We start from the raw sequence: 10,707 nt of genomic DNA, 5'->3' as shown, positions 1-10,707 counted from the left end.
TCAACGGGCCCACACGTTCCCTTCACCGCCCGCCGCTAGAACGTGGGGGAAGCACGGACGTGCCGACCCCCGCGGGGACGGCCCCACACACGGCAGGGGACGATGATGGCGAACGACAACCTGACAGTGCACCCGGAGGAGATGGCCCGAGCCGGAGAGGCCCTGCGCGAACCGGGGGAGATCATCCGGCAGGCGTTCTCCTACCTCGCCTCGGACCGTGGCGACGTGAGCACGATCTGGGAGCCCGGCGACGAGATCGCGGACTCGCTCGAAAAGAACCTGCTGCCCCAGGTGGAGATGCTGGACAAGCTCGGTGAGACGCTGGTCATCGCCTTCGACCGCACCGCCGACCAGGTGCTGCGCTCGGCCCGTAACTACCAGGTCTCCGAGGAGGGCGCCATCGACGTGAGCAACGACCTGGACGTCTCCACGGGTTCCGGCGGTGGCCGACGCTGACGCGGCACGAACGAGTCACGTGAGTGGTCCCACGCGGGTGCGGGGACCACTCACGTCATCGGGCGGGATCCGGTGGCCCGTACTCAGTCCTCCGTTCGAGGCCGCGACGTTCTCCCTCGGCCCGCCTTGCGCGGTTTGGCCGGTTGGGGGCGGTCGGAGAGCGCGGTCTGGTCATCGGCCACATGTCCGGGCAGGGCCGGTGCGGCGACGGTGACGCGGGCCTGCTGCGAGGCCGGCCGGGCCCCACCGGTGTCCTGAAGGGGTTGCCGGGTCGCGCGGGGACGCACGGGTCCGCGGGCCGAACGCTCCACCGGTTCCGGAGACGTCGGCCGATCCACCCGGACGACACGGACCCGTCCGGCCTTGCGTCCGGGTACGCGCTCGAAGCGGACCTCCTTGTCCTCCCGGGCCTTCGGGGTGGGCGCCTCCTCCCAACGGGTGGAGTCCTTGGTCGGAACGGCCACGTGATCGGCGATTCCCGCGTCCGCACGGGTGGCTTCGCCGGTGGGACCGGGCGGGTCTTCGGTGAGGGGCTCGACCTTGGCGACCTCGCGTTCGGGAGCGTCCCCGGTCAGGGCGGCGAAGGGGTCCTCCGTGGTGGGGACGACGGTCTGATCCCCACCCTCGGTGTCGGGCACGGAGGTGGCGTCGGTGTCCCGTTCCGGTGCGAGGGTCCGCGGGTTCTCGGGTTGGTCCGGGTCGCCGTGTTCCTCTGCGTCCCGCTCCTCGGCCTTCCCTGTCTGCTCGGCCTTCCCCGTCTGCTCGGTCTCGGCGGCCGCGGACACCGGGGTCTCGTCCCACCAGGAGTCGTCGTGGTCGTCGACCGTGGCCACCCTGTGGGCGCCGACCTCCCCGTCCTGGAGGGCACCGAAGGCGGCACCGATGGCGGCACCGTCATCGGGAGCGGTCCGCTGCCCGTCCTCGACGTCACGATCGAACTCGACGGCTTCCTCAGCGGCGTCGGCGTCGTCATCGGCGGCGAACGAATCGGGGTCCTCGTCCCAGGCGCGGGTGAGCCGCTCCCAAGCGGCGTTGCCACCGACCGGTGTGAACGCGTCGTCATCGGCCCAGTCCTCGGCGACGAGCACCGGACGGCCACGTTCCGCCTCCCACGTCTCGGTGTCACGGCGTGAGGACGGTCGTTCCGTCCGCTCCGAGAGCGCGTGGTCCGCCTCGTGGTAGGTGACGACGGCCTCGCGGACCTTCTCCGAGGTCGATCCCGCCCAGGAACAGTGGAACAGGGTGGAGAGCGGCTGGCTGGTCTGTGAGATCAGCCCGTCGGCGTCGACCACGCAGTTGCCGCCCAGTGGCCAGCTGCCCAGGATGACCGCGGTGACGCCACGGTGCTGTCCGTGCAGCAACAATCCGGACAGAGCGTGCTCGTGGCGGGGGTCGGGGGAGGCGATCAGGGCGAGGGGTGCCCGCTCCCGCGCGTCCATGGCGTGCAGCTCCGAGGCAAGGAACGCCAACGCGTCCTCCATCGTGGGCACCATGGTGACCGGCTCGCACGGCCGATCGCGCAGCAGGTCCCGGCCGGCCTCGCCGAGCAACCGGGTCGCCTCGGGCTCGGTGATCAGGACGCGCACGGCGAGGGGTTCGGTCGGGTCCAGGGCGTTGACGATGAGGCGGCGGACCGCTGCGTCGGCGCCCTTGCCGATGAGGCCCAGGCCGGGGACGTGGTCCAGTTCCAGGGTCACGCGCTCGTGGATCTCGTCGGTGGGCTCGGGGCGCTCGGGCGGGGCCGGAAGCGCCAGGCGACGCGGGCGGCCGGCGCGCAGCCGCGGCCGGGGCAGGCTGAGCGCCATCCTCGGGACGAAGGAGCCCCGCTTGCCCAGCAGGTAGCCCCCGGCCAGACCGGCGAAGGCCACGGTCGCGGCGATGCCGCCGTCCGGGATCTCCACGACGACGACTCGGGGTCCGTCCTCATCGGTGACGGCGGAGGTGTTGTCCATGGTGACGACGGGCCGATCGCCCTCTTCCTCCGCTGTCTGCGCGGCCTGGCCCTGTCCCTGCGATTCGGGTGCCGGGGCCGGGGGCGGGGTCGGTGCCAGGGTGTAGGCGATCTCGACTCGACGTTGGGTCTGCGCCGGTCCCTCGATCTCCTGGTCGGACCCCTTTCCGGTGACCTCGGTGTCGGGGGCGTTCTCGCCCAGGGACTCCGTCAGGTGCTCGGCGAGCGCCCGGGCCCGTTCCTCGGACAGTTCCTGGTTGCGTTCGGCGTCGCCACTGGGGTCGGTGTGACCGGTGATCCGGACGGGAACGTTCGGGTCCCAGTGGTCTCCGAGCATCTCGACGGTGGGCGCCAGGTCCTGGCGCATCCGTTCGGTCAGCTCCGCGGACCCCAGTTCGAACCCGCTGACGGTGCGGGTCCGTTCGACGGGCGCCTGTTCGGCGTCGTCCTGGGCGGCCTCGGGTGCCTCGTCCTCGTCCTCGCTCTGCTCCGCCGGGGCGACGGTGTCGGCGAACGCGACGGCGGGGGTGACCGCGGTGGCCGCGACGGCCGTGGCGGCGATCGCCTGGAGTGGGCCGAGCGGGCGCAGGCGCAGGGTGACGCCGCGCAGCCGCGCCACGGCCTCGGCCATGATCGCCAGCGCGAACAGTCCCCACAGCGCCCACAGGGCCGTGATCAGCGCGGCGGTGAGCACACCCGGTGGGGTCCGCCATCCGCGCAGGTGCGCCAGGGCCACCTCCCAGGAGGCGGGCGGCTCGGGCCAGGTCACGTGCCAGAGCAGTACGTAGGGAAGGCCGATCAGGAAGGCGAGCGCGAACGCGACCGCGCAGAGCCGGCTCAATGGATGCATCTCCGCCTCACGAGGGTCAAGGGGTGGACTGCGTGTGGGGGCGTGCGGTGGCCGTGGTCTCGACGGTGGTCGAGCCGGCGGGGAGCAGACTGAACGAGTAGGGCAAGGCGCAGGTCACGGTCACGGTGTCGCCGCTGACGTTGACGGTGCCGTCGGCTCCGGCGGAGCCGAGGAAGGCCTGGGCCGCCGAGGCCGCCGCGGCGGCGTCCAGCGGTACCTCCTCGGCGCCCTCTCGGTAGGTCTCCCAATCGAGTTGTTGGGCGCCCACGCGGGCTGCCTCCTGGGCCAGCGTCGCGGTCTGGCGGCGGGTCTGGAGCAGTTCCCCGCCTTCGTAGACGAGTCCGAGGCACAGGAGGAAGGCGAGCGCCATGATCACGACGAAGGCGCTCACCTGGCCGCGGTCGTCCCGCGTCGTGGCGGTGTTCATGGGGTCCCCCGGAAGGTGTCGATAGCGACGGTGGCGTCGCCCTCGATGCTGCGGCTGCCGGGGAAGGCGACCCCGAGCAGGTCGGAGAAGCTCACCGTGCAGGTCACGGTCACCGAGACAGCCCCACCGGCGGCGAGACCACCGTGGTCGACGTTGGTCGCGTGGTCGGAGCAGGCCAACCCCTGTTCCCGAAGCGTCGCGGATGCGATGGTGGTCGCCGCCGCCGAGGCCTCCCCGGGGGTGCGTTCCAGGGAGGCCGCTCGGGCGGCGGCGTGGGCGACCTCGTCGACGGTGGTGCCCGCGTCGACGGTGCGCCCGGCGAAGATCATCAGCATCGCGAAGAGCAGCAGGGCGGGTGTGACGATGGCGAGTTCCACCGACGCGGAGCCCCGGTCACGGTTCCTCACGGTGTGGTACCTCCGGGGACGAAGCGTTCGACAGGGGCGACCGACACGTGTTCCACAGACCAGGTCGCCCCCGGTACGAGGCTGGGGACGGTACCGGTCACGGTGACTCTGACCTCCTCTGTGCCGCGATCGACGGAGACGTCGACGTCCCGTAGGACCGTTCCGGCGGCCGGGGCCGCCGTCGCGGCCCCTTCCACGGTGCGCGCCTGTTCGGCGGTGCGCCGCGCGAGGTCGGCCGCGACGTGTTCGCCGTGCGTCCACAGGGCGGCCTGGACGACCAGCATCACCAGGAGCAGGAGCGCGGGGGCGGCGATCGCCAGCTCGGCGCTGCCTCGGTCGTCTTCGTACTGACGCAACGGTGGCTCCTACTCGCCGCCGCCGATGAGGGCGATCTGCTCGGTGGCGACCTTGCCGATGGCAGCGACCGCGGCGAGGGCGATACCGACGAGCACCGCGGTGATGATGACGGTCTCGGTCGAGTAGCCACCGTCGTCCTTGGGCGGGGTCAGCGCGGCGAGGATGCGGACGTACAGGTCTTGCATGGTGCTTCTCCAGGTGAGCGGGTCAGGTTTGGAAGAGGATGAGGCTCATGGCCGGGTATCCCAGCAGGACCAGGAACCCGGTGAACAGCAGGACGACGGGCAGGCTCATCCGTTCGGTCGCGGACTGGGCGGTGGCCTCCATCTCGGCGAGGAACTGCACGCGCAGGGTCTTGGCCTTGGCCGCCAGGGAGCCGCGCACCCGGGCGCCGTCGGCGCCGGCCAGGTGCAGGCTCGCCGACAGTTCGGCGAACTCGGGGGTGTCGTACCGTTCCCCGAGGTCGCGCAGGATCCGCCAGGCCGGGGTCCGGGTGAGGGACGCTTCCCGTAGTGCGTCGCGAATGGCGGTCATCGCCCATCCCCCGCCGTGCGCGGAGGCGTCGGTGAGGGCTCCGCTGACCCCGGCGCCCCCGGCGAGGGAGACCACCACCAGGTCGGCGAAGCCCGACAGGGTGCGGCGCATCTCCTCTCGGCGCTTGGTCGCCTCGTCGTTGAGGGACAGGTCCGGGGCGAACCACATGAGCACGAGGAAGCCGGCCCACGACAGCAGGGAGACGAAGGTCGGGGGCAGTACGCCGAAGGAGGCCAGGAGCATGCCGACCAGCGGGGGGAAGACCAGGCCCACCACGACCCCGGACACCTTCTCCGCGAGGTAGCCGCCCGCAGCCCGGTCGCACACGCGCAGATTCCGTACGGCCCGGGGGCCGGGGAGTCCCGCCGCCCGCAGCAGGGGGACGCCCACTCGACCGATTCGGGAGAGGAACCCGTCCTCGTGTCGACGTGGTCTTTCCACGGGGGTCGGTTCGGGGTCGCTCAGACGTTCGGCCAGGCTCGGCCGGGCCCAGCGGGCCGCCGCCAGCGCCCACAGCGCCAGGCCCAGTGCGGCGCCCGCCAGGGCCGCCGCGGTCACGGGGTTCACAGGGCGGCCTCCTTGGCCGGGTCGGGGGCGAGGACGCGCGGGCCGAGGGAGAAGCGGGACATCCGCGTCATCCACACCACGGCGGTGGCCCACAGGGCACCGATGCCCGCCAGTACCGTCTGGCCGAGGAACCCGTCGAACGGCGCGAGGTACTCGGGGTTGAACAGGAGCAGGAACGCCCCCATCCCGAGCGTGGCGCCCATGATGATGCGCGATGAGGTGCGCAGCCGCGCCCGGCTCGCGGACACCTTGACCAGCATCGCCGCCTGGTCGCGGGCGGACTCGGCCAGCGCTCCGAGCAGGACGCCCAGGTCGGTGGCGTGGCGGGTGGCCGACATGGACAGGGCCGAGGCGACCAGGTCACCGGTGGGGTTGTCCACGGTCTCGGCGAAGACGTGCAGCGCCTCCTGGGGTTCACGGCCGCCGCGCATGTCGTCGGCGAGCCGGTGGACGGCCTCGCGCAGTGGTTCGGGGGCGATGGGCGCGGTGGCCGCGATCGCCTGGTGCAGGCCCGAGGAGCCGGCCATGAGGTCGCGGAGCATCTCGGTCCAGGCGGCGACCGCCTCGACCCCTTCGACCTGTTCCTTGTGTTCGGCGTCGCCACCGAAGAGTCGCGGGGCCCACCAGAGCCCGGCGGCGGCCAGCACCCCGGCCACGGGCCAGCCGGTGAGGAACCAGGCGCCCACCCCGGCGGCGACCGCGAAGACGACCTTGCCCGGGCGCGGGAGCCGAAGGGGTCTGCGGTCACGGGCACGCTCGGCCAGGAGTGGAGCCGCCCAGAAGCACAGCAGGAACACACCGAGGCCGACGACGCCGCCGGCGGTGGCGAGCAGGAGCGTGTTCACCGGCCCCACCCCGCCGTCCGCGCGAGCAGGGTCTGGGGGTCGAAGCCGTGGTCCACGAGCACGTCGAGGGTGTCGGGGCTGGGCGGGGCGGCGTCCAGGCGGCCCTGGCGCGAGGAGTAGCGGTAGATCTCGTTGGAGACCACGTTCTGCCCCTCCGCGCCCACGACCTCGCGGACGCTGGTGACCCTGCGCTCGCCGGTGGGCAGGGCCGACACGTGCACGACCAGGTGCACCGCCGACGCCACCAGGGAGGCGGTGGCCTCCAATGGCAGACGTTCGGCGGACTGGGCGGCGTAGGCGCCCAGCTTGGTGAAGGCGCCCGCGGAGCCGGCCGCGTGCAGCGTGGTGAGGCTGCCGTCGTTGCCCTGGCTCATGGCGTTGAGCAGGGGGACGGTCTCGCTGCCTCGGGTCTCCCCGACGATGACGCGGTCGGGTGACATGCGCAGCGCGGTGCGGACCAGGTCGGCGATGGTGATCTCGCCGACGCCCTCGATGTTGGCGGGACGGGACTGCAACGCCACGCAGTCCGGGTGGGCCTCGCGGTCCTTGTCCAGGCCCAGTTCGAAGACGTCCTCGATGGTGACCAGGCGTTCGGTCGGCTCGATCTCCGAGGCGAGGGCGCGCAGCAGTGTCGTCTTGCCCGCGCCGGTGCCTCCGGTGACGACCATGTTGCGGCGCGCGGCGACGGCGGCCCGGAACAGGGAGACCAGTGCCGGGTCGAGGGTGCCGAGTTTCTCCAGTCGGCGCAGCGACGAATGTGTGTGCCGGTGCCGGCGGATCGACACCGACGGCTGGCGGGAGACCGCCATGACCGCGTTGAGGCGTTCGCCGCCCGGAAGTTGGAGGTCGAGGATGGGCGCGCCCGGGTCGAAGCGACGTTCGCCGCTGGCGGACTCGGCGGCCAGTCGGCGGACCAGGACCACGACGTCCTCGACGTCGTCGAACAGGTTCGCGTGCAGGCGTCGGGTGCCGTCGGCGAGGCGCACCCAGGCGTCCACACCGTTGATGTTGATGTTCTCGATCTCGGGGTCGTCGAGCAGGGGTTGGAGGGGTCCCACCCCGGTGACCTGGGCGAGCGAGGCGGCGGCGATGGCCGACTCGGTCTCGGGGGCCAGCAGTGCGCGGCCCCGGGCCAGGGCCGCGCGGGCCTCCTCGTCGAGGATGTTGGCGATGATCCGGTCGGCTCGGGCGCGGTGCTCGGCCGGGGTGTCGGGGTCCTCGCCGCGTGTCTCGTCGGTGATGCGCCTGGCGGTCTCGGCGGACACGTAGGCGACCCATCGGGCCTCGTTCCGGCCGGCCTCCGGGTCGAGGAAGCGGTCGAGGTCGGACACGCCGATGTCGTCGGGGTGGCTCATACCGTCACCTCCGGTGCCCGCGGCACGGACGGCGGCGTCCGCTCCGGTTCGGTGGCGTCGAGTTCCGTCGCCAGGGCACCGACCGCCTTGAACAGGGGGCGACGCCGGGGCCGAGCGAGGTCGCCCTCGCCCCGTAGGAACCGGGCGGAGCGGTCATCGGCGGGAACGCGTCCCCACACGACCGGGCCGAGGACGTCCGCGATCTCGCCCACGCCGCCCCTGCCACCCGAGACGACCACGCGCAGGTCGCGGACGGGAAAGGTCGGGGAGAGCACGTGCTCGCGGGCGCGACGCAGTTCGGTGAGCCCTTCGGAGACAACGAGCACGGTGTGGTCGGCCCGCGCCGCGAGGGCGTGGGCCGGGGAGGAGGTGGTCAGGCGCCCCAGGTCCAGGACGACGACCGGCGCGGCCATGGTGGAGAACGACAACGGTTGGCGGCCCAGCAGACGCACCGCGCCCTCGGCCGGTTCGCCGGTCACCGGCGCCGGGCAGACCCGCAGGCCGCCGGGCAGGGTCTGGGTGTGCTCCGCCAGGTCGGCGCTGCCTCGGCGTAGGGCGGCGGCGAGACTGGTGAGTCCGGGTTCGGTGGGCACGCGCCGCCAGACGGAGAGCGCTCCACCGGCGGGGTCGGCCTCCATGAGGACCCCGGGCTCCTCCCCCGGCCAGACCCCGGCCAGGGCCATGCCCACGCTGGTCACGCCCGGAGATCCGCCCAGGGAGAAGAGGGCGACCGTGCGGGTCATCATTGCCCTCCGCGCGGGTGGACCTGGACGAGGCTGATCCGACCGGCCGCCGCCGCGTCGGCGATGCGCGCGGCGTCGGTGGAGGAGACCAACAGCTCGGCGTTGACGGCTCCCTCGACCCCGGGGTCGGGGGTGAGGGTGCGTACCAGGGCGAGGTAGGCCTGGGGGGCGCCCTCCTCGGTCTCCTCGCCGCCGCCGACGATCACGGAGACGTTGGCGCCCGCGCCCAGGGAGGCGGGGAAGCGTCCTGGTTGGAGGGTGGCGCCGACCAGGGCCCGGTCGGCCTCGGGGAACTCCGCGTCGCTTCCGAGCCCGGCCTCGGGGACGACACCGCCTTCGACCACGGGCAGGGTGAGGGTCTGTCCGACGATCTCCTCCATCCGTCCGGCGTCCACGAAGGAGATGTCGGAGGAGATGGTCATCTCGGAGACGCGCAGGTCGGAGATGGTGAGGACGTGACCGGCGGACAGGTCGCCGTCGGCGACCACGACCCCGGTCCGGTCGTCGAGGCGTTCCAGGGCGATGACCCCGCTGAGCGCGCCCGCCGTCGTCAGGGTCAGCGCCAGGACCAGCCAGCGCCAACGCTTGGGGCCTCCACCGGAGAGCCGTACGGTGGGGGGTTGTTGTGCGGGGCGCCCCGCCCGGAGGGGCGGGGCCGTCGTCGTCTCGACCACGTCTGTCTCAGTTCTTCTCGGTGTTACCAGGTGTCCGTGGTCACTGGGTGTCCGTGACCAGTCCGTGGGACTCACGGACGGTGAGGTCGACCTCGGAGGTGCTGACGAGCCCGTCCAGGGCGCCGCTGTCACCGTCGGAGAGGCTCCACTCGGTGTCCCAGAGCACGTGGACGGTGACCGTTCGGGTGGCCTCACCCGTCGCGTCGGAGGTGTCGGATGCGGAGGTGTAGACGTGCCCGCAGTCCGGGGACTCGGAGTCGGCGTCGTGTGTCGACGCGTCGAACGGCGTGCCGGGGCCCTCACACTCCACGGTGGTGCCGTCGCCCATGGTCCAGACGGTGCGCACGGGGGCCGCCGTCACGGTCAGAGACTGGGAGCCGAGTTCGGCGGAGACGGATTCGGCGTCCCATCCCTCGGGCTCGACCCACAGCCACAGCGGGGCGTTGACCAGGATCAGGGAGTCGGTGCCCGGGGAGGTGGCGATCGTCGGTTCGGGGAGTTCGAAGGAGGCCATGGCCTCCTCCAGCGTGGACATGGGGTCGGTGCCCTCCTCGCCCTCCTCCGCCTGGGCGAAGATGGCGTCCCAGTCCATGGCGTCCCAGTCGATGTCGTTCTCCCAGTCGACACCGATGTCGTCCCAGTCGATGGCGTCCCAATCGACGTGGTCGTATTCGCTCGCTCCGGTGCCGGCGTCGGCGCCGCCGGACCCGTCGGATCCGGGTGTGCCAGGGGCCCCGCCGTGCTCCAGCAGCCACCGGAACCGGATCTGGCAGCCGTTGCCGCCGGAGCTCCCGCACTCGACACTGCCGAGGAAGGAACCGTCGTCGGCGTGGGCGGGTGACGCGGCGTTCAGGATGGCGAACGTCAGTACAGCGGCGGCCGTGGCCGCAGCGGGGGGTAGTGGTCTCAACATGATCCGGCCTCCCAGATGCGCAGTTCGGACACGCGCCAGGCGAGTCCGTCATGAATGAGCGTGGCGTCCACGCGTCGTGGTCCCGCCGTTCCCCCGGTCCCGCCGGTTCTCCAGGCGGAGTCGTCGACGCAGTCGTCGACCACCGCGCGTTCGGGACCCTCGACCTCGATGGTGGGGTCCAAGGCGGGTTCCCCCTCGGTCTCGCCGCCGGCGGCCGCCTCGGCCAGTGCCGTGCGCATGAGTTCGCGCGCGCTTCCGACGGCGTGGTCGTCGAGGGCGCGCGAGGCCTCCTCGTCCCCGTGGGAGGCCGCCACCACGGCGTCCCACATCCCGGTGTAGGCGGCCAGGGCCACCTCCTCGTCTCCGGAGGAGGAGGCGGCGGCGGAGGGTGCGGCGTCGGGGGCTTCATCAGTCTCCGGGGCGCCGTTCGCGCAACCGGTGAGGCAGAGGAGGAGAACGGCGGAGAAGACCGTCGCACGGGGAAAGCCGGAAGTCATTGCGGCCTGGTCCCTTCCATGTACTCCGCGTGCCGGGGCGGGGGCGAGCTCCGCCCGTGGAACAGGAGCGGAAGCGGCGAAACAGACAGAATGTGGTTTTCCGTGTGTTTTGTTGCTTGTGTCAGCCGTGA

At 72.4% G+C, this 10,707-nt stretch carries 13 protein-coding genes; 1 reads left to right on the top strand and 12 read right to left on the bottom strand.

Annotated features, from left to right (window positions below):
- The first annotated feature begins 105 nt into the window (after positions 1-105).
- A complete protein-coding gene (locus tag ACWGSK_RS01505; protein ID WP_452454945.1) occupies positions 106-456 on the top strand; it encodes a hypothetical protein in 351 nt (116 codons plus the stop codon).
- Positions 457-539: 83 nt separating this feature from the next.
- Here the strand turns inward: ACWGSK_RS01505 and ACWGSK_RS01500 are convergent, their stop codons facing one another.
- Genes ACWGSK_RS01500 through ACWGSK_RS01445 form a run of 12 tightly spaced genes read right to left on the bottom strand, consistent with a single transcriptional unit; the run spans position 540 to position 10,576 of the window.
- Complete coding sequence (locus ACWGSK_RS01500) at positions 540-3,257, bottom strand: OmpA family protein (protein ID WP_452454944.1); 2,718 nt, start codon at positions 3,255-3,257, stop codon at positions 540-542.
- Positions 3,258-3,273: 16 nt separating this feature from the next.
- Positions 3,274-3,684 carry a TadE/TadG family type IV pilus assembly protein gene (locus tag ACWGSK_RS01495; RefSeq protein WP_358508019.1) on the bottom strand — a complete coding sequence of 137 codons (411 nt, stop codon included), beginning with the start codon at positions 3,682-3,684 and terminating at the stop codon, positions 3,274-3,276.
- Positions 3,681-4,091, bottom strand: a complete 411-nt coding sequence (locus ACWGSK_RS01490) for a TadE family protein (RefSeq protein ID WP_452454943.1) — start codon at positions 4,089-4,091, stop codon at positions 3,681-3,683. The genes ACWGSK_RS01495 and ACWGSK_RS01490 overlap by 4 nt, the downstream gene beginning before the upstream one ends.
- Positions 4,088-4,447: a TadE/TadG family type IV pilus assembly protein gene (locus ACWGSK_RS01485; protein WP_452454942.1), complete on the bottom strand. Its 360-nt coding sequence runs from the start codon at positions 4,445-4,447 to the stop codon at positions 4,088-4,090. Before ACWGSK_RS01485 ends, ACWGSK_RS01490 begins: the two co-directional genes overlap by 4 nt.
- Before the next feature lie 9 nt (positions 4,448-4,456).
- Entirely contained in the window at positions 4,457-4,633 is a 177-nt protein-coding gene (locus ACWGSK_RS01480; protein ID WP_358508015.1) for a hypothetical protein, read from the bottom strand.
- Between the two features lie 22 nt (positions 4,634-4,655).
- Positions 4,656-5,549, bottom strand: coding sequence for a type II secretion system F family protein (locus ACWGSK_RS01475; protein ID WP_358508014.1), 894 nt, complete (start codon positions 5,547-5,549; stop codon positions 4,656-4,658).
- The gene (locus ACWGSK_RS01470) at positions 5,546-6,403 is read right to left on the bottom strand and encodes a type II secretion system F family protein (protein WP_452454941.1); all 858 of its coding nucleotides are present in this window, start codon (positions 6,401-6,403) and stop codon (positions 5,546-5,548) included. The genes ACWGSK_RS01475 and ACWGSK_RS01470 overlap by 4 nt, the downstream gene beginning before the upstream one ends.
- Positions 6,391-7,749 carry a CpaF family protein gene (locus ACWGSK_RS01465; RefSeq protein WP_304073174.1) on the bottom strand — a complete coding sequence of 453 codons (1,359 nt, stop codon included), beginning with the start codon at positions 7,747-7,749 and terminating at the stop codon, positions 6,391-6,393. The genes ACWGSK_RS01470 and ACWGSK_RS01465 overlap by 13 nt, the downstream gene beginning before the upstream one ends.
- Positions 7,746-8,492, bottom strand: coding sequence for a hypothetical protein (locus ACWGSK_RS01460; RefSeq protein ID WP_452454940.1), 747 nt, complete (start codon positions 8,490-8,492; stop codon positions 7,746-7,748). The genes ACWGSK_RS01465 and ACWGSK_RS01460 overlap by 4 nt, the downstream gene beginning before the upstream one ends.
- Positions 8,492-9,166, bottom strand: coding sequence for an SAF domain-containing protein (locus ACWGSK_RS01455; protein ID WP_452454939.1), 675 nt, complete (start codon positions 9,164-9,166; stop codon positions 8,492-8,494). Before ACWGSK_RS01455 ends, ACWGSK_RS01460 begins: the two co-directional genes overlap by 1 nt.
- A 40-nt stretch (positions 9,167-9,206) precedes the next feature.
- Positions 9,207-10,079 (bottom strand): hypothetical protein, encoded by an 873-nt coding sequence (locus ACWGSK_RS01450; protein WP_452454938.1) that lies wholly within the window; start codon positions 10,077-10,079, stop codon positions 9,207-9,209.
- Positions 10,073-10,576: a hypothetical protein gene (locus tag ACWGSK_RS01445; protein ID WP_452454937.1), complete on the bottom strand. Its 504-nt coding sequence runs from the start codon at positions 10,574-10,576 to the stop codon at positions 10,073-10,075. The genes ACWGSK_RS01450 and ACWGSK_RS01445 overlap by 7 nt, the downstream gene beginning before the upstream one ends.
- Between the last annotated feature and the right edge of the window lie 131 nt (positions 10,577-10,707).

Source organism: Nocardiopsis sp. NPDC055551 (assembly GCF_053619415.1).
Note: the sequence above shows the minus strand (reverse complement) of the source record. Positions and strands in the feature narration are given on the sequence as shown.

Bases quoted from the DNA above. Each gene is read 5' to 3' on its own strand.
- ACWGSK_RS01500 (WP_452454944.1), bottom strand. From the start codon at position 3,257: ATGCATCCATTGAGCCGGCTCTGCGCGGTCGCGTTCGCGCTCGCCTTC.
- ACWGSK_RS01460 (WP_452454940.1), bottom strand. From the start codon at position 8,492: ATGACCCGCACGGTCGCCCTCTTCTCCCTGGGCGGATCTCCGGGCGTG.
- ACWGSK_RS01505 (WP_452454945.1), top strand. From the start codon at position 106: ATGGCGAACGACAACCTGACAGTGCACCCGGAGGAGATGGCCCGAGCC.
- ACWGSK_RS01495 (WP_358508019.1), bottom strand. From the start codon at position 3,684: ATGAACACCGCCACGACGCGGGACGACCGCGGCCAGGTGAGCGCCTTC.
- ACWGSK_RS01450 (WP_452454938.1), bottom strand. From the start codon at position 10,079: ATGTTGAGACCACTACCCCCCGCTGCGGCCACGGCCGCCGCTGTACTG.
- ACWGSK_RS01465 (WP_304073174.1), bottom strand. From the start codon at position 7,749: ATGAGCCACCCCGACGACATCGGCGTGTCCGACCTCGACCGCTTCCTC.
- ACWGSK_RS01445 (WP_452454937.1), bottom strand. From the start codon at position 10,576: ATGACTTCCGGCTTTCCCCGTGCGACGGTCTTCTCCGCCGTTCTCCTC.
- ACWGSK_RS01480 (WP_358508015.1), bottom strand. From the start codon at position 4,633: ATGCAAGACCTGTACGTCCGCATCCTCGCCGCGCTGACCCCGCCCAAG.